This is a genomic window from Halomonas sp. GXIMD04776 (assembly GCF_049808615.1).
Classification (GTDB): Bacteria; Pseudomonadota; Gammaproteobacteria; order Pseudomonadales; family Halomonadaceae; genus Modicisalibacter.
The window spans coordinates 65,879-83,172 of record NZ_JBNCAN010000008.1 but is presented as its reverse complement, the minus strand read 5'-3'; the positions used below and the strand labels follow the sequence as shown (position 1 = coordinate 83,172).

Annotated in this window: 12 protein-coding genes; 9 read left to right on the top strand and 3 right to left on the bottom strand. The window is 60.9% G+C overall.

Annotated features, from left to right (window positions below):
- Nucleotides 1–25: 25 nt before the first annotated feature.
- From rnc to pdxJ, 4 genes are read left to right on the top strand one after another with little or no spacing between them, the layout of a single operon-like run.
- Complete coding sequence (gene rnc / locus ACPF7Z_RS07175) at nt 26–715, top strand: ribonuclease III (protein WP_425192579.1); 690 nt, start codon at nt 26–28, stop codon at nt 713–715.
- A complete protein-coding gene (gene era, locus ACPF7Z_RS07170) occupies nt 712–1,611 on the top strand; it encodes a GTPase Era (protein ID WP_425192577.1) in 900 nt (299 codons plus the stop codon). The genes rnc and era overlap by 4 nt, the downstream gene beginning before the upstream one ends.
- A gap of 4 nt (nt 1,612–1,615) precedes the next feature.
- Nucleotides 1,616–2,320, top strand: a complete 705-nt coding sequence (gene recO, locus ACPF7Z_RS07165) for a DNA repair protein RecO (RefSeq protein ID WP_425192576.1) — start codon at nt 1,616–1,618, stop codon at nt 2,318–2,320.
- Between the two features lie 16 nt (nt 2,321–2,336).
- Complete coding sequence (gene pdxJ, locus ACPF7Z_RS07160; RefSeq protein WP_425192575.1) at nt 2,337–3,101, top strand: pyridoxine 5'-phosphate synthase; 765 nt, start codon at nt 2,337–2,339, stop codon at nt 3,099–3,101.
- On the opposite strand, the gene ACPF7Z_RS07155 is transcribed toward pdxJ, so the two are convergent.
- The gene (locus ACPF7Z_RS07155; RefSeq protein WP_425192574.1) at nt 3,102–5,831 is read right to left on the bottom strand and encodes an ATP-binding protein; all 2,730 of its coding nucleotides are present in this window, start codon (nt 5,829–5,831) and stop codon (nt 3,102–3,104) included. It lies immediately after the preceding gene.
- Between the two features lie 170 nt (nt 5,832–6,001).
- Here ACPF7Z_RS07155 and cysM point away from each other — a divergent pair, with 170 nt between their 5' ends.
- The 5 genes from cysM to ppc are packed head-to-tail and all read left to right on the top strand — an operon-like array spanning nt 6,002 to nt 14,126.
- The gene (gene cysM, locus ACPF7Z_RS07150; RefSeq protein WP_425192573.1) at nt 6,002–6,898 is read left to right on the top strand and encodes a cysteine synthase CysM; all 897 of its coding nucleotides are present in this window, start codon (nt 6,002–6,004) and stop codon (nt 6,896–6,898) included.
- Between the two features lie 2 nt (nt 6,899–6,900).
- Entirely contained in the window at nt 6,901–8,325 is a 1,425-nt protein-coding gene (locus tag ACPF7Z_RS07145; protein WP_425192572.1) for a TRAM domain-containing protein, read from the top strand.
- A gap of 40 nt (nt 8,326–8,365) precedes the next feature.
- The gene (gene relA, locus ACPF7Z_RS07140) at nt 8,366–10,624 is read left to right on the top strand and encodes a GTP diphosphokinase (protein WP_425192571.1); all 2,259 of its coding nucleotides are present in this window, start codon (nt 8,366–8,368) and stop codon (nt 10,622–10,624) included.
- On the top strand, nt 10,621–11,478 hold the full coding sequence (gene mazG, locus ACPF7Z_RS07135) for a nucleoside triphosphate pyrophosphohydrolase (protein ID WP_425192570.1): 858 nt from the start codon (nt 10,621–10,623) through the stop codon (nt 11,476–11,478). Before relA ends, mazG begins: the two co-directional genes overlap by 4 nt.
- A complete protein-coding gene (gene ppc, locus ACPF7Z_RS07130; RefSeq protein WP_425192569.1) occupies nt 11,478–14,126 on the top strand; it encodes a phosphoenolpyruvate carboxylase in 2,649 nt (882 codons plus the stop codon). Before mazG ends, ppc begins: the two co-directional genes overlap by 1 nt.
- A 187-nt stretch (nt 14,127–14,313) precedes the next feature.
- Here ppc and ACPF7Z_RS07125 read toward each other — a convergent pair whose 3' ends face one another.
- Together ACPF7Z_RS07125 and ACPF7Z_RS07120 are read right to left on the bottom strand one after the other, a co-directional pair.
- The gene (locus ACPF7Z_RS07125; RefSeq protein ID WP_425192568.1) at nt 14,314–15,207 is read right to left on the bottom strand and encodes a ketopantoate reductase family protein; all 894 of its coding nucleotides are present in this window, start codon (nt 15,205–15,207) and stop codon (nt 14,314–14,316) included.
- The gene (locus ACPF7Z_RS07120) at nt 15,204–17,192 is read right to left on the bottom strand and encodes a DNA topoisomerase III (protein WP_425192567.1); all 1,989 of its coding nucleotides are present in this window, start codon (nt 17,190–17,192) and stop codon (nt 15,204–15,206) included. Before ACPF7Z_RS07120 ends, ACPF7Z_RS07125 begins: the two co-directional genes overlap by 4 nt.
- Nucleotides 17,193–17,294 lie beyond the last annotated feature (102 nt).

The window sequence follows — 17,294 nt, the reverse complement described above, 5'->3', positions numbered from 1 at the left end:
CCACAAGTACGTAACCAGGAGTCTCGTGAGTATCTCCCATACTGAATTCGGCCGCCGGATAGGCTATTCCTTCCGCGATCCCGGCCTGCTGGAATTGGCCCTAACCCACCGCAGTTACGGTGGCGAAAATAATGAGCGGTTGGAATTTCTCGGCGATTCCATCGTCAATTTCGTGATCGGCGAGGCCTTGTTCCAGCGTTTTCCCAAGGCGCGGGAGGGGCAGCTCTCTCGGCTGCGCGCTCGTCTGGTCAAGGGTAAGACTCTGGCCGAACTGGGGCGGGAATTTTCTGTGGGAGAGCAACTGCGACTAGGCTCGGGGGAAATGAAAAGCGGTGGCTATCGCCGCGACTCGATTCTCGCCGATGCGGTTGAGGCGGTGATCGGCGCCATCTATCTGGATAGCGACATGCAGACGATCAAGGCACGGGTGCTTTCCTGGTATGCAAGCCGGCTCGAATCGATCAACCTGCAGGACACCCAGAAAGATCCCAAGACACGCCTTCAGGAGTTTTTGCAGTCTCGTCAGATGGCGTTACCGCGCTATGAGGTGACCTCGGTGGAAGGGGAGGCCCACGCCCAGACCTTCACCATTGAATGCCATATCGAGGCATTGGCGGAACATACCATTGGCATCGGTAACAGCCGTCGCCATGCGGAGCAGGAGGCCGCCGAGAAGGCGTTGGCCTTGATCGAGCCGAAAGGAGCCCGAGCATGACGCAGCGCTGTGGTTTCGTGGCCATTGTCGGCCGCCCCAATGTCGGCAAATCGACACTGATGAACCGCATTCTGGGTCAGAAGATTTCCATTACCTCTCGTCGTCCGCAGACCACGCGTCATCAGGTAATGGGTATCAAGACCGAGGACGAGGCTCAGTTCATCTACGTCGATACCCCGGGCATGCACCTTCAGACCAAGGATCGCAACAAGGCCATCAATCGCTTCATGAATCAGGCCGCCACTCAGGCCTTGCGTGATGTGGACTGTGTGGTCTTCATCGTCGATCGTACACGCTGGACCCGTGAGGATGATGTGGTGCTCGACAAGCTCACCCATGTCAAGGCGCCCGTGGTTCTGGCCCTGAACAAGGTCGATTGGCTGGAGGACAAGGCAGCGTTGCTGCCCTGGCTCGAGGAATTACAGAAAAAACGCGAATTCGCCGCCATTCTGCCCATCTCGGCCAAGCATGGCACCAACGTGCCCGAGCTCGAGGCCGAGGTTGCCAAGTGCCTGCCGGAAGGTGTGCATCACTTTCCCGACGATCAGATCACCGATCGCAGTCAGCGCTTTCTGGTGGCAGAACTGGTGCGCGAGAAAGTCATGCGCCAGCTGGGTGATGAGCTGCCTTATCAGATGACCGTCGAGATCGAGGAGTTTCGCGACGAAGGGCGCATCGTTCACATCAGCGCTCTGATGCTGGTGGAGCGCCCGGGCCAGAAGAAGATCCTGATCGGCGAAAAAGGCGATCGCATCAAGAAGATTGGTCGGGAAGCGCGTCTCGAAATGGAGAAGGCGCTGGGGGCCAAGGTCATGCTCAATCTGTGGGTCAAGGTCAAGCGTGGTTGGTCCGATGATGAGCGAGCCTTGAAGAGTCTGGGCTATAGATTAGAGTAAGGCCATGCAGCCTCAGCCTGCTTATCTGCTGCACAAACGCCCGTACAGGGAAACCAGCGCCCTGGTCGAGTTGATCACTCTCGAGCATGGACGCGTGCGTGCCGTGGCCCAGGGCGTTCAGCGCGGCGGCAGCAAGGCGCGAGGGCGATTGCAACCTTTCACGCCGTTGCATGTGACCTGGGTCGGAGACGCGGAACTCAAGCGTCTGCGCCTGATGGAGTCCAACGGCGCGTCGGCATTGCTGGCGGGTGAGGGGCTACTCTGTGGTTTGTATGCCAACGAATTGCTGACCCGGACATTGCCGCCGTTATTACCGGTACGCGAGGTCTTCGCCTTTTATGGCGCCTTGTTCGAGGCGTTGCCGATCCCCGCGGAGCGTGCCCCGGCACTGCGTCGTCTTGAACTCGCCGTACTGGACGCGCTGGATGCACAACCGGTGTTCCGCGATATCGACGAGCGTGAACTGGATCAACAGCAGCGCTATGTCTACCGTGTCGGCGATCGGCGTTTTGCCGTTGCTGGGCCGGGGCAGCCGGGTATCGATGGCAGAACGTTACGTTTGCTGGCTCAGGGTGAATGGGCGCAACCCGGGCTTGCCGGCGTGGCCAAATCCTTGACTCGGGCAGCACTGTCACCTCTATTGGGGTCGACGCCGTTGCGCTCGAGAGAACTGATGGTGCAGTTGGCCGCTCGCCGTCGCTCCTATTGAAAATTGGAGAATGCTCATGACTCCGCCGCGTATTCTATTGGGTGTCAATATCGACCATGTTGCGACGCTGCGTCAGGCGCGGGGCACGCGCTATCCAGACCCGGTTCAGGCGGCGCTGTTGGCTGAAGAGGCCGGTGCGGATGGCATCACCGTGCATCTGCGTGAGGATCGCCGGCACATTCAGGAACGCGATGTACTCCTCCTGGCGGAGGTGCTTGCGACCCGCATGAACCTGGAGATGGCGGTCGTCGATGAAATGATCGTGCTTGCGGAGCGGATCCGCCCGGCGCACGTCTGCCTGGTGCCGGAAAAGCGCGAGGAGTTGACCACGGAGGGCGGGTTGGATGTGGTGGGCTCCCAGGCGCGCATCACCCAGGTCTGCACCCGGTTGGCCGCTGTCGATTGCGAGGTGTCGTTGTTCATCGACCCCGAGCCGGCACAGATTCGCGCCGCCTTCGAGGCGGGTGCCCCGGCGATCGAATTGCATACCGGCGCCTATGCCGAGGCCCGGGGCGAGACGGCGCGCATCGAGCATGCGCGTATTGCGGCGGCGGCGGAGTTGGCCGCCGAGCTTGGGTTGATCGTCAATGCCGGCCATGGCCTGCATTACCATAATGTGGAAGCGATCGCCGCGATCCCGGGCCTGCATGAACTCAACATCGGCCACGCGATCATTGCTCGGGCACTGTTCACCGGCTTGAAGGAAGCGGTCAGCGAGATGAAGCGTTTGATCATTGCCGGCCAGGAAGCGGGGTTCGTGGCGTCGCTGGGCAAACGTTGATCATGTGCAAATCTGCTGTGCCTTCCATTCCCGCAGACGCTGCATGGCAGCGAACACGGCGTCCAGCATGTTGCCCACGGCCGGTAGTCCTTGGGCTCTTACTCGAGTCTCCAGCGTTTCGCACAGCAGCGCGAGTTCCGGTACACCGCAGTAACGGCAGGCACCATTGAGTCGATGCACCGCGTCGAGAAACGCCTTCTCGTCACTTGCCTCGAAACTTTCGCGCAACTCCGCCTCGCTTTGGTCCAAGCCGTCGAGCAGCATCTCCAGCGTCTGCTGGGCAAGATCGAGGCGTCCCCCCGCCAAGCGTTGACCGAGTTGCATATCCACCACCGCCAAGGGACCTTGTTCATCGCCATCCTCGGTCTCTCCCGGGGCTGCGTCAGAATGGGGGGTATCAAAATTGGGCGTTATTCCCAGATAGCGTGTCAGTATCCGCGCCAGCGCTTGTTCATCGAGGGGTTTAGTCAGTACTTCCTGCATGCCGACATCGTGCAGCCAGTGGGTTTCCTCTTTCTCGGCATGGGCGGTCAGAGCGACGAACGGACAAGCCCCCCAGCGGCCGCCCAGGCGACGCAGTGCCTGCATGACCTCGACACCACTCATGCCCGGCATGCGAATATCCATGAGGACGAGATCGACTTCCTGGTCATGGGCCAGCGCTAACGCTTCCTGACCGCTCGCGGCGAGTAATACCGTGACGCCGGCCTGATGCAGCAGCTCCTTGACAAGAAGAAGGTTGGAGGCAATGTCGTCCACCACCAGCACCCGAGCAGATGCAGTGATATGCCTATCGCTGGCATCGGGTTCCCGCGCCGGCGCGAGCGTATCGACACTCTTGGATAACATGCGCTCGATCACTTCGCAAAGCCGTGTTCGAGGAACCGGCTTGCACAGGACTTCTCCCTCCAGGGGAAATGACAGATCGGCCAGATCGTAGGGGTCGCTATTGATCAATACCAGCACCGGGCAGTTCAGTATTGCCAGGCGTTGTTGCCAGGCCTGCAAACGCTGCGACTGCAAATCGTCGCGGGTAATACCTATGATCAACATGTCCAGTGAGTCATCGAATTCAGCGTCGTTCTGAAGAACCCTTACCCGGGCGCCCCAACGCAGCAATTGATGGCCCAGGGCCTGTCGTGTCGTGGCGTGAGGCTCCCATAATCCGATCAAGGGTGATGCAAGCATCAGTTCGGGTGGGCGTTCGGTGGCACTCACCAGGCTACGCAGGGACAGGGTGAAGCTGAACTCGCTGCCTCCCTCCGGTCGTCCGACGGCGCTGATCTCACCCCCCATCTGTTCGACCAGTTGCTTGCAGATCATCAACCCCAATCCCGAACCCCCATACTCCCGCGACCGGCTGACCGAGCCTTGACTGAACGGCTGAAACAGCTGTTCACGAATGGAGGCCGGAAGACCGATGCCGGTATCACTCACCCGGAGTCGCAACGTGATGATATTGCCCTCGATCTCATCGACCAGTACCCGGACGATGACTTCACCCTGATCGGTGAACTTGATGGCGTTGTTGACCAGATTCCCCAGGACTTGCTTGATGCGCTGCGGATCTCCGAGCAACTCACTCGGCACGTCGTCGAACACCAGACCCAGCAACTGAAGATCCTTTTCCTGAGAGGCGGGTGCCTGAAGCGTCAGGACTTCGTCGACCAGAGTGACCATATCGAAAGCGACGGTGTCGAGTTCGAGCTTGCCGGCCTCCATCTTGGAAAAATCCAGAATGCCATTGATCAGCGTCAACAAGTTGTTCGAGGCGGTCTCGATATGTCCCAGCCATTCGCGCTCACGAACGTCGAGACGACCGCGACCGAGTAAACGGCAAAAGCCAATGATGCCGTTCAGCGGCGTACGAATCTCATGGCTCATGTTGGCGAGGAATTCCGACTTGATTCTATTGGCCTGCTGGGCGCGACGCCTGGCCATGTCGAGCTCGATATTCTGAACCTCGATGGTTTCCATCGACTCCTGCAGTTCGCTGGTGGTTTGCTCGAGCTGTTGGCGTTGAGTCTCCTTCATGCGCAGCAAATGTTCGCCCAGCCTGTTGATGGCGCGGGAAAGCGAGGCTAGCTCCCGGGGACCGGTATCCTGCAGGCGATAGTGGTAATCGCCGTCATCGAGACGTTGCAGCGCCTGACGCTGACGTCGAAGATTGGGCAACACGCGGCGTTGAATGGCATAGGCGGCCAGTAGCAGCAACGTGGCCATGGCCAGCCAGGCCAGCGCGTAATGCACGAGCTGACGGTAGTTCGTCAGTGCCAGGTCGCTCTCGCTGACGACCACCTCCAGCCAATAATACGTGCTGGTTTCGTCACGTCTGGCCCAGGATAGCGGGGGCGTCGGCAGGGGCTTGAACAGACGCCATTGACCGTCTTCTTCGATGACCTGCGTTCGTCTGCGCTCGGGCAGTGCCAGGGAGGTCTGGGTCGTGCCGAGATGCATCACCACATCGCCGTCGCTGGCACGTACAATGGTGGCGCTGACGCCTCGCAGATCCAGCAGGCGTTGCAAGAGCGGCTGAAGTTGCCCGGAGTCGTTATCGTCCAGCACCCGCGTCAAGGATGGCATCAAGAGCTCGACACTCTCGCTGAGATGGCTGCGCAGGGTATCGCGACGTTGCTGCTGATCCTGCAGGAACAGATAGCCGTTGTGAATCAGCAGTAACAGCAGTGGAATGCCCAGCACAAGGGTCAGCAGACGATATCTCAACGACATGGCGACACCTGGCGGCGCCTGATACGAAACGATACGGCGACGACGAGGGACTTGCAGAGCTTGCCTGTCCAGCGTTGGCCGGCAGGGATATAATGTAGGCGACGTGTTTCGTTGAGCAGTTTTTTACCCACGGGTGGCACTTCGCGCCCCGTGGTCAGATGGGAGAGTTCATGCAATTTCATACCCTCGAAGCTGTGGTCGGCAATACGCCGCTTGTACGTTTGCAGCGTATCAACGCCGGACGTAACAATACACTCCTGGCCAAGCTGGAAGGGAATAATCCGGCGGGCTCTGTAAAGGACCGGCCGGCCCTGGCGATGATCAGCGAGGCAGAGGCCCGGGGGGATATCGTGCCGGGAGACACCCTCATCGAGGCGACCTCGGGCAATACTGGCATCGCTCTGGCCATGGCGGCGGCCATCAAGGGCTATCGCATGGTCTTGATCATGCCGGATAACGCCTCCAGCGAACGCAAGCAGGCCATGGCCGCTTATGGCGCCGAACTGATAGGCGTCTCCAAGGAAGAGGGCATGGAGGGCGCTCGGGATCTCGCCCAGGCCATGATCGCTCGAGGCGAAGGCAAGCCGTTGGATCAGTTCGCCAATCCGGACAACCCCCTGTCGCATTTTAAAACCACCGGCCCGGAACTATGGCAACAGACCGATGGCACGCTGACCCACTTCGTCAGTTCCATGGGCACCACCGGTACGATCATGGGGGTCTCACGCTATCTCAAGGAGCGCAACCCGGCGATTCAGATCGTCGGCCTGCAGCCGGAGGACGGTGCCAGCATCGCCGGCATCCGGCGCTGGCCCGAGGCATATCTACCCAGTATCTTCGACGCATCCCGCGTGGATAGCGTGCTGGACATCGGTCAGCAGGAAGCCGAGGAACACATGCGCCGGTTGGCCCGGGAAGAGGGAATCCTGGCAGGCGTCTCCTCTGGCGGCAGTCTGGCTGGAGCGCTGCGCGTCGCAGAGCAGGTCGAGAATGCCGTGATCGTCTTCATCGTCTGCGACCGGGGCGATCGCTACCTGTCGACGGGTCTATTTGCCCCGGGAGTCTGACTATGGGCATGCTGGGCAAGCGACGTCCTGCGCGGATGTCCAGGCAGCGTATTTCTTCTGATTCGACAATAGAGAGTTCGACGAAAGATCGGACGTCGATCAATCGCGCGGAAACGAGCGGCGCCAATCCTGACGACGCGGGCCAGTACGAGGTGGATATTCTGCGCTTGGCGCATGATGGGCGCGGTATCGCCCGCAACGCATCGGGCAAGACCCTGTTCGTGAATCAGGTGCTGCCCGGCGAACGGGTCAAGGTGGCGATCCACCGTAGCCGCAAGCGTTTCGATGAAGCGCACCCGCGCGAGCTCATCACGCCCTCCGCCGATCGTATCTCGCCGCCTTGTCCGCATTATGCGCAGTGTGGCGGCTGCGATCTGCAGCATCTGGCCCTGGAGGCGCAGCGCCGACATAAATGCGATGTGTTGATCGATCAACTGGCGCGTCAGGGCATCACGCTTTCACTACCCCCAAGGCTGCTTGCCGGTAAAGGATTTGGCTATCGTCGTCGTGCCCGGCTCGGTGTCAAGGTCGATGCAAAGGGCCGGGTGCATCTGGGGTTTCGCGCCCGGGGCAGCCACTATCTGGTGGATATTGGCGAATGCCCCATTCTGGCGCCGTCTCTGTCGGCGCTTCTGGGGCCGCTACGAGAATGTCTTGATCATCTCCAGGCGCCACGTCAGGTCGGGCATATAGAATTGCTCGTCGGCGATCATGGTGCGGCTGTCGTGATTCGTCAGCTACGCACCAACCTGGACGATGCCAAGCGCTGGCGGCAGTGGGCGGATGCCCATGGGGTGGCGCTCGGGTTGCTTCAAGGGCGCCAGGATCCCGTGCTCGAATGGGTCGGCAAAGCGCCACGCTTGAGCTATACCCCGAAGAGTGGTCATCGCGATCTCGAGCTGTACATTGCGCCTGGGGATTTTTTGCAGATCAATGCCGAGATCAACCAGGCGCTGGTTACCTGTGCGCTGGAGTGGCTCACACCCCACAAGGACGAGCGCGTGCTGGATCTGTTCGCAGGTGTGGGCAATTTCAGCCTGGCTCTTGCGCCGCAGGTGGCCAACCTCCTCAGCGTGGAAGGGAGTCTAGCCATGGTCGAGCGGCTTCGGGGCAACGCCCGTTACAACGACCTGAACAATATCGAGGCCCGGATGGGTGACCTGAACCAGCCTCCACCTCTCGATTCGCGACCTCATAGCGTCGTTCTCGATCCGCCTCGCGGTGGTGCTGAAACGGTATGCCGAACCCTGGCGAAAAGCGAAGTAGAGCGAATTCTCTATGTTTCCTGTGATCCGGCGACCCTTTCACGGGATGCGCTGCATCTGGTGGAAGGGGGCTATCACATCACCCGGGCTGCCGTAGCGGACATGTTCGTACAGACCGCTCATCTCGAGGCCATGCTGTTGTTCGAGCGTTCACCGGCTTAGCATCTTCTAGGGGGCGGAAAGCGCCAGGGAGGAAAGAATTATGGTCAAGGTTCGTGAAGATCAGCCACTGACCGACGAGGGGAATGTCGATATTTCCCTCTGGCTCGAGCGTCTGCAAGACGATGTGGTGCTGCGAGATGCGGATGAGATGCGTGCTGTATGCGAATTGGCCGATCATCTTGCGCGGGGCGCGGAAAAGCCACACAAGGCCTGGCTAGCGGACGGCTCCAGCTTTCGCACCGGTCTGGAGATGGCGGATATCCTGAGCGAGCTCAAGCTCGACCAGGAAACGCTGGAAGCCGCCGTGCTTTACCGGGCGGTGCGTGAAGGCAGGATCAGCGTCGAAGGGGTCGAGAAACGCTTTGGCCGCGAGGTGGCCGGTCTGATCGCGGGCGTACTCTCCATGGCGGCGATCAGTCAGCAACAGATGCCTAGCCGGGGATTGTCCCAGCACAACCAGCAAGACAACCTGCGCAAGATGCTGGTCACCATGATCGACGATGTGCGGATCGCGCTGATCAAGATTGCCGAGCGAACCTGTGCGTTACGCCAAGTGCGTGAGGCGCCGCGGGAAAAACGTCTGCAGGTGGCGCATGAAGTTGCCGATATCTATGCCCCGCTGGCGCATCGCTTGGGGATAGGTCAGCTCAAGTGGGAGCTCGAGGATCTGTCGTTTCGCTATCTTCATGAAGACGATTACAAGGCCATAGCCAGGCTGCTGGCGGAGAAGCGACTGGATCGCGATCGCTACATCAAGGAGGTGGTCTCGACCCTGGAGGGCCTACTCGATCAGCAGGGCATCACCGGCTATCAGATAGATGGGAGGGCCAAGCACATCTACTCGATCTGGCGCAAGATGCAGCGCAAGCGTATCGATTTCTCCCAAGTCTACGACGTGCGTGCCGTGCGTATCCTGGTTGAGAAAGTGGCCGACTGCTACGCCGCCCTGGGTATCGTGCATTCCCGCTGGCATCACGTGCCCAACGAGTTCGACGACTATATCGCCAACCCGAAGAAGAATGGCTATCAGTCGCTGCACACTGCCTTGATCGGACCCGAGAACAAGGTGCTGGAGATTCAGATTCGCACCTTCACGATGCACGAGGATGCGGAGCTCGGGGTCTGTGCCCACTGGCGTTACAAGGGGCATGAGGTGGGTGGAAAGAGCCGCGGCTACGAAGAGAAGATCGCCTGGTTGCGTCAGGTGCTCGCCTGGCAGGACGAGGTCGGCGAACTGGGCGATCTGCGTGAAGGGCTGGCCAGCGACGTGGCCCCGGATCGCATCTATGTCTTCACCCCGGAAGGGCACGTCATCGACTTGCCGCGCAATGCCACGCCCATCGATTTCGCCTATCGCGTGCATACCGAGATTGGCCATCGTTGCCGAGGTGCCAAAATCAACGGGCGTATCGTTCCACTTACCTACAAGCTCAAGACCGGGCACCAGGTCGAGATTCTTACCGCTACCAAAGGGGGGCCTAGCCGCGACTGGCTCAATCCCAATCTCGGTTACGTCAAGACGTCCCGGGCCAGGGCCAAGATTCAGGCCTGGTTCAAGCATCAGGCGCGGGATCAGAACCTGGAAGAGGGCCGGGCGCTGTTCGACAAGGAGTTCAAACGCCTGGATATCGAAGGCTTGAACCTCACGACACTGGCCAGGGCGGTCAACTATCAGAATCCGGATGACATGTATGCTGCCATTGGCGCCGGCGATTTGCGCATCGGTCAGGTATTGCATCAGGCTCAGCAATTGTTTGGCGAGAGTGACGATGAAGAGCAGCTCGACAAACTACTGACCAAGCCCAAGCCGCTCAGTCAAAAGGATGACGGCATCACCGTGCTGGGTGTCGGCAATCTCAAGACCGTCATGGCCAACTGCTGTCACCCGGTGCATGGCGATCAGATCATCGGCTACATCACCCAAGGCCGGGGGGTTACCATCCATCGTCAGGACTGCCCGAACATTCTGCAGTTGCGCAGCGAGGAACCCGGCCGCATCGTCGATGTCGAGTGGGGCAAGAAGGCGCGCAGCAAGTACCCGGTAAACATCGAGATCGAAGCCTGGGACCGGCCGGGGCTGCTGCGAGACGTGGTCCATGTGTTCAGTCACGATCGTGTCAACGTGCTGGCGGTCAATACGCTGACTGACAAGGACGACAACCTCGCCCGGCTGAAGATCACGCTGGAAGTCGATGGCCTCGAGTCGCTAGGACGCATCTTCTCGCGCATCCAGCAACTGCCCAATGTCGTCGATGTCAAACGTCTGCGCGAAGGCACTCGGAAAAGAGTACGTTCATGAACGAATTTGCACACTACAGTCTCGATGACCTGCTTGCCTTGATGGCGGTGCTGCGCGATCCCGAGCAAGGATGTCCTTGGGACGTCAAGCAGGACTGGCACAGCATCGTGCCGCATACCCTGGAGGAAGCCTACGAGGTGGCCGATGTCATTGAGCGTCGCGCCTTCGACGAACTGCCGAGTGAACTCGGCGACCTGCTGTTTCAGGTGGTGTACTACAGCCAGTTTGCTCATGAAGAAGGGCGTTTCGACTTTCAGGATGTGATCGACGCCTTGATGAGCAAGATGCTCAAACGTCATCCCCACGTATTCCCGGAGGGCACCCTGGCGTCGCGTCGCCGGAATGCCAGCGCCGCCGAGATTGAAAATATCGATAGACGCTGGGAGCAGCTCAAGGCCGAGGAACGTGACGATCGTCATGATCAAGAGGCCGGTGCGGTACTTGCCGACATTCCCCGAGGACTGCCGGCCCTGACCCGAGCGGCCAAGCTGACCAAGCGTGCATCACGGGTCGGTTTCGATTGGCCCGATACCCGGGATGTGATAGCCAAGATCCGCGAGGAACTCGATGAAGTCGAAGAGGCCTTGGATGCTGCAGACGATGATCATGTCCGCGAAGAAATCGGCGATCTATTGTTTGCGGTGGTCAATCTGGCAAGGCAACGGAAAATCGATCCCGAGCAGGCGTTGCGCGCCACCAATGGCAAGTTCGAACGACGCTTTGGTTATGTCGAACAGGCCTTGGCCCAGTCGGGACGAACCCTTGAAGAGGCCGATCTGGCGGAAATGGATCGCCATTGGAACGATGCCAAACATCGCGAACGCGAACGCAACAGTACCGAGGAGAGCTTGTGATGGGTCAGCATCTGCATGAATCGCTGCGGGAGAATGTTCGTGTTCTGGGCGACAGCCTGGGACATACCATCGCCGAGGATCTGGGCGAGGGATTCGTCGACAAGATCGAGACCATCCGAGCACTGGCCAAGCGTGGTCGCCAGGAGGGCGGCGACTCCCAGCGTGAATTGATCGAGTACCTGCGCACTCTGCCGGATGAAGAACTCCTGCCGGTGACCCGGGCCTTCAATCAGTTCCTCAATTTTGCCAATATCGCCGAGCAGCATTACCGTGCGCGTTTTCGCCGCGTCGAGGATTACAAACCAGGATCGCAGCCGTCGCTCGATGAACTGTTCGAGCGCATCCGCCAGGCCGGGCATGCGCCTCGTCAACTGGTCGAAACACTGGCGGGAATGCGGGTCGAGCTGGTGCTTACTGCGCATCCCACCGAGGTCATTCGCCGCACGCTGATCCAGAAGTACGATGCCATCGATGATTGCCTGACCATGATGGAGGGCAGCCTGGATTATCCGGAGCGCGCCGCGCGGGCCCAAGGACGACTCAAGGAATTGATCAGCCAGGCCTGGCACACCGATGAGATACGCCATGAGCGACCGACCCCGGTGGATGAGGCCAAGTGGGGCTTCGCGGTGATCGAGAACTCGCTCTGGCAGGCGGTACCGAATTTTCACCGCGATCTCGATAATCTATTGCTCGACGCCGCCGGTGAACGCCTGCCACTTGACGCGGCACCGCTGCGCTTCGCCTCCTGGATGGGCGGTGATCGCGACGGTAACCCGAACGTGACCGCCAAGGTCACCCGAGAGGTGCTGTTGCTGGGGCGCTGGATGGCCGCGGATCTGTATCTGCGCGATCTGGATCAACTCAAGACCGAGCTGTCGATGTGGAAGGCCAACAGCGCCTTGAAGGCGGAAGTCGGCGACGAGGCGGAGCCTTACCGGGCGCTGATCAAGCGATTGATTACCCGAGTCGAGGCGACGCGCGACTGGGCGCAGGCGTGTATCGACGGTGTCAACTACGACGGCGGCCCCATCATCGAGACCCGGGATCAGCTCTACACGCCGCTGCTGGCCTGCTATCGCTCGCTATGCGACGTAGGCCTGAGCGGTATCGCCAATGGCGTACTGCTCGATACGCTGCGCCGAATCGCCGTGTTTGGCGTTACTCTCACCAAGCTCGATATCCGTCAGGAATCCAGCCGCCACAGCCAGGTGTTCGACGAGCTCAGCGACTATCTGGGTCTGGGTCGTTATCGGGAGTGGGACGAGCAGCAACGCCAGGCCTTCCTGTTGGAGGAGCTCACCTCGCGTCGCCCGCTCATTCCACGCCACTGGGAGTGCTCTACCGAAACCCGAGAAGTGCTCGACACCTTTCGCACCATTGCCCAGGAGCATCGCGAGGCGCTGGGTACTTACGTGATATCCATGGCGGGGCAGCCTTCCGACGTGCTGGCGGTCGCCTTGTTGATGAAGGAGGCCGGGGGCGATGTGAGACTACCCATTGCCCCCTTGTTCGAGACCCTGAGCGACCTCGATGGTGCCGGCGAGGCCATCGATCAACTGCTGTCGCTGCCCGGCTATCGTCGTCTGGTCAACGATCGCCAGGAGGTGATGATCGGCTATTCCGATTCTGCCAAGGATGCCGGACAACTGGCGGCAGCCTGGGCCCAATACCGTGCCCAGGAGACGCTGGTCGAGGTCTGCGAGCGCCAAGGCGTCAAGCTGACCTTGTTCCATGGCCGTGGCGGCACCGTGGGACGGGGCGGGGGACCGGCTCACGCCGCCATTTTGTCCCAGCCGCCGGGTTCGGTGAATGGCAGCCTGCGGGTCACCGAGCAGGGAGAGATGATTCGCTTCAAGTTCGGCCAGGCGGATATCGCCCTGCGTTCCATGGAAATTTACGCCTGTGCCGTGCTCGAGGCCACACTGTTGCCGCCGCCGATGCCCGAGCCGGCCTGGCGAGAAGAAATGGACCGTCTGGCAGACATCGCGCATCGTGGCTATGTCGGTGTGGTACGTGAGAATCCGGATTTCGTACCGTATTTCCGTGCGGTCACCCCGGAAGGCGCCTTGGGTCGCCTGCCGCTGGGGTCGCGCCCGGCCAAGCGCCGTCAGGAAGGCGGTGTCGAATCCCTGCGAGCGATTCCCTGGATCTTTGCCTGGACCCAGACTCGTCTGATGCTGCCGGCTTGGCTGGGCAGCGGCGAGGCCTTCTCGGCGCGGATAGAGGAAGAAGGAGGACTGGAGCACCTGCGCGAAATGCGCAAGCGCTGGCCATTCTTTGGCACCTATCTCGACATGCTCGAGATGCTGTTGGGCAAGGCGGACGTCGACATCGCTGCCTACTACGAGCATCGCCTGGTGGTCGAGCCCTCACTCAAGGCGCTGGGCAAGCAACTGCGCGAGCGCATGCAGCTTCTGCAGCGCACGCTGTTGGAGATTCTCGACCAGGATACCCTGCTTGCCGATACACCCTTGATTCGCCAGGCCATCGATGTGCGCAATCCCTACATCGATCCGCTGCATAGCCTGCAGGCGGAGCTGTTGCAGCGAAATCGAGACGCGGATGGGGCGATCAGCCCGGAGCTATCGCGGGCATTGATGGTGACGATGGCGGGGATTTCCGCCGGCCTGCGCAATACTGGCTAAAACGGGCTGCGCTTCAGCCATGCTGTGTTGGAAACCAATTCGAAATGCTCATTTACTAACGTAAACTCCGCGTTCTCATTGGTTTCCGCCTTGTGACCCACAGGGATGTGGGAAATGCGTTAGCCCACAGGAGCGGGCTTAGCCCTGGCTATTGTTTGCCTCGTTTTGCTGAGGCTTGCTGCGCTCGCTAGCGCCCCACGGACGCTTCCAAAGAAGCAGTGGCATCGATGAGATGCGGCGTGGCAATATCATGGCGTTCGGCCGCCTCGAGCAGCGGCCCGAGAATGGCGTCGCGTTCGGTGGGGCGGCCAGCCAGCACGTCTTGCAGCATCGAGGCGCGGTTGTTACTTGTAGCGTCGATTACCTTCCAGATCATGATGTCCCAGCCGTCCTCGGGGGGCGGGATGTTTTCTGCCCGCATGATTGAATCAAGTTCGTCGATGAGGGCTGCGACCATAGGCCGGAAAGGGCGGTCGCGCAGTTGGCCGTTGCGAATCCGATAGCGCGCCACCAGCGGGTTGATGGCGGCGTTGACGGCGAGCTTGTGCCAGAGACGTTGGCGGATATCGTCACAGGGGGTGGCGGCCAGGCCGGCTTGGCTCAGCACGGTGGCGATCCGGGTGGCGAGATCGCGGTGGCGTCCATCGAGATGACCGATGAAGGTATGCCCGCGCCCGGCGTGCACCACGCCGCTCTCGCCTTGGGTGTAGGCGCCTTCCGTCGTAGTGGCGCACAGCACCGGGCCTTGCCAATGTCGGGTCAGCGGTTCCTGCACTCGAAAGCCGTTTTGCCACAGCACCAGGGGCGTGACGGGGGCGATGTGGGGCGCCAGCCCGTTCAAGGCGTTTTGTGTGTCGTAGGCCTTGGTGGTCAGGTGCACCACCGCCGGTTGTCGCGGGACTTGATCGACGGTGATACGCGCCACCTTGCAACTCAGGCGCTCGCCCTCTGGGGTGATCAGCGACAATGGATCGGAGGCATTGCGACGTCCCACCAGCGCCAGAGGCGCCTGACTTGTCAGATGCGTGGCCAACAGCCGCCCCAGGGCGCCGGGACCGAGAATCAGCGTTGTGTCTTTCATGAGTTCGTCGTCTTGGCGCGGCGGTTGCCGCGTGGGGCGCGCTTGGCCGCTCCAGACGTGTCCGTGGCGCCTTTACTTGACGTGCTTTTGCGGGAAGCGGCGTTGCTACTTCTTCGAGAGGTCTTGCCGCGTCCACGTTTGGCCGGTGCGACCTCGAAGCCTTCGGCGCTGCTCAGCGCTTGACGCATGCGCGCCACATCGGCGCTGGCCAGCAGCGTGTGCAGATCGGCGACTAAATTGGTCATGAACGGCGCTGCCTGATCATCACCCTCGGCAATGGCCCGCAGGCGTTGTTCCCATAGCGCTGTGCGCTCGGGGCGGGTCGCGGCATCCGGCAAGGCGTTGATCAAGGCTTGACCGGTGCGGGAGGCTCGCAGCGCGCTACCCTGGCGCACCAGATAGCGGCGATCGAGCAGCGTCTCGATGATGCCGGCGCGGGTGGCTTCGGTGCCCAAACCGTCCGTGTCGCGCAGGGTGCGCTTGACCGCCGGGTCGTCGACGTAACGGGCGATATTCATCATTGCCTTGATCAGGCTGGCATCGGTGAAGGGTTCCGGCGGACGGGTCTCCCGGTCTTCCACCGCCTGATCGATCACCCTGGCGGGCTCACCTTCCCGCATCGATGGCAAAGGTGGTACCTCATCCCGGGTGGTGAAGAGCGGCTTCCAGCCGGGCACGAGAATCTCCTGACCCTGGGCGCGGAACCGTTCGTCCAGCACGCTGAATTCTGCCTTGATTTCACGGGTCTGCAGGGCGGGATAGAACTGCGCCAGCACGTTACGAGCGATGAGTCGGAAAACGTTTGCTTCACTGGCGGAGAGACGCGTGAAGTCCGGGCGCAGACCGGTGGGTGCAAGCGCGTGGTGAGCGCCAACCTGCTTGTCGTTCCAGGCCTTGGAGCGCAGTGTGAAATCCGCCCCGGCGAGCCAGCTCGACAAGGTGGGATCATCGGTGCAGGCGCCCCGCAGCGTCTTGCTTGCCTCCGACAGGTGGGCTTCAGGCAGATAGCGACAGTCGGAGCGAGGATAGGTGATCAGGCGGTGGCGTTCGTAAAGCGATTGACAAGTATCGAGTACTGCCTTGGCCGAGAGCTTGTAGCGTCGGGCCGCATCGACCTGCAAGGCCGATAGCGAATAGGGCAGTGGCGGAGCCTGGCGCTTGGTGCGGGTGTCCAGTTTCGAGAGCACGCCCTCGGCGCCCGGTAGCCGCGCGGCCAGAGTGTCTGCTGGGCCGCGCTGAAGTAGCCGGCCTTGATCATCCAGGGGGTGCCGCTCGTCGGGTTGCCACCAGCCACGAACGGTACCCTGCTCGACCTTGAAATCCGCCCACAGCACATGAAAGGGACGCGGCACGAAACGGGCGATTTCCTGATCCCGACGCACCACCAGTCCCAGCACCGGGGTCTGCACCCGGCCTACCGAGAGCACGCCATCGTGACCCGCCTGCCGTCCGGTCAGCGTCCAGGCTCGGGATAGATTGATGCCGTACAGCCAGTCGGCCCGGGAGCGCGCCTCCGCAGCACGATAAAGCGGCTGATAAACGCGATTGTCCTCGAGTCGGGCAAGGGCCTGCTTGACCGCCGGCGGGTTGAGGTCATTGATCAGCAATCGGCCGACCGGACCTTTCCAGCCGAGGTATTCGATGACCTCCTGTACCAGCAGCTGGCCTTCTCGATCCGGGTCGCCGGCATGCAGGATTTCGTCGGCTTGCTTGAACAGCCCCCGTAATACCTTGAGTTGGCCCCGCGCTTTACTTCGAGGTATAAGTTTCCAACTGTCAGGCACGATGGGCAGGTGATCGAGCCGCCACTGCTTGTAGCGAGGGTCGTAGGCATCTGGGGCGGCCTGCTCCAGCAAGTGCCCCAGACACCAGCTGACGATGGTATCGCCAACCTGGATGGCCCCGTCGCTGCGTTTCACTGGGCCGGGCAGCGCATCGGCGATGGCCCGGGCCAGGCTGGGTTTTTCGGCGATGATCACGCGCATGCCTAACATCCTGGGAAGAGTGAACAAGTAAAGGCGAAGAGTGGATATTCTTCCAGTATTGCAAGCAGCTGGCCAGAGCAACGTCGATGCAGCGAACCTTGA

Excerpts from the sequence above, each read along its gene's own strand:
- era (WP_425192577.1), top strand. The coding sequence starts at position 712 with ATGACGCAGCGCTGTGGTTTCGTGGCCATTGTCGGCCGCCCCAATGTC.
- recO (WP_425192576.1), top strand. The coding sequence starts at position 1,616 with ATGCAGCCTCAGCCTGCTTATCTGCTGCACAAACGCCCGTACAGGGAA.
- pdxJ (WP_425192575.1), top strand. The coding sequence starts at position 2,337 with ATGACTCCGCCGCGTATTCTATTGGGTGTCAATATCGACCATGTTGCG.
- ACPF7Z_RS07155 (WP_425192574.1), bottom strand. The coding sequence starts at position 5,831 with ATGTCGTTGAGATATCGTCTGCTGACCCTTGTGCTGGGCATTCCACTG.
- cysM (WP_425192573.1), top strand. The coding sequence starts at position 6,002 with ATGCAATTTCATACCCTCGAAGCTGTGGTCGGCAATACGCCGCTTGTA.
- ACPF7Z_RS07145 (WP_425192572.1), top strand. The coding sequence starts at position 6,901 with ATGGGCATGCTGGGCAAGCGACGTCCTGCGCGGATGTCCAGGCAGCGT.
- relA (WP_425192571.1), top strand. The coding sequence starts at position 8,366 with ATGGTCAAGGTTCGTGAAGATCAGCCACTGACCGACGAGGGGAATGTC.
- mazG (WP_425192570.1), top strand. The coding sequence starts at position 10,621 with ATGAACGAATTTGCACACTACAGTCTCGATGACCTGCTTGCCTTGATG.
- ppc (WP_425192569.1), top strand. The coding sequence starts at position 11,478 with ATGGGTCAGCATCTGCATGAATCGCTGCGGGAGAATGTTCGTGTTCTG.
- ACPF7Z_RS07125 (WP_425192568.1), bottom strand. The coding sequence starts at position 15,207 with ATGAAAGACACAACGCTGATTCTCGGTCCCGGCGCCCTGGGGCGGCTG.
- ACPF7Z_RS07120 (WP_425192567.1), bottom strand. The coding sequence starts at position 17,192 with ATGCGCGTGATCATCGCCGAAAAACCCAGCCTGGCCCGGGCCATCGCC.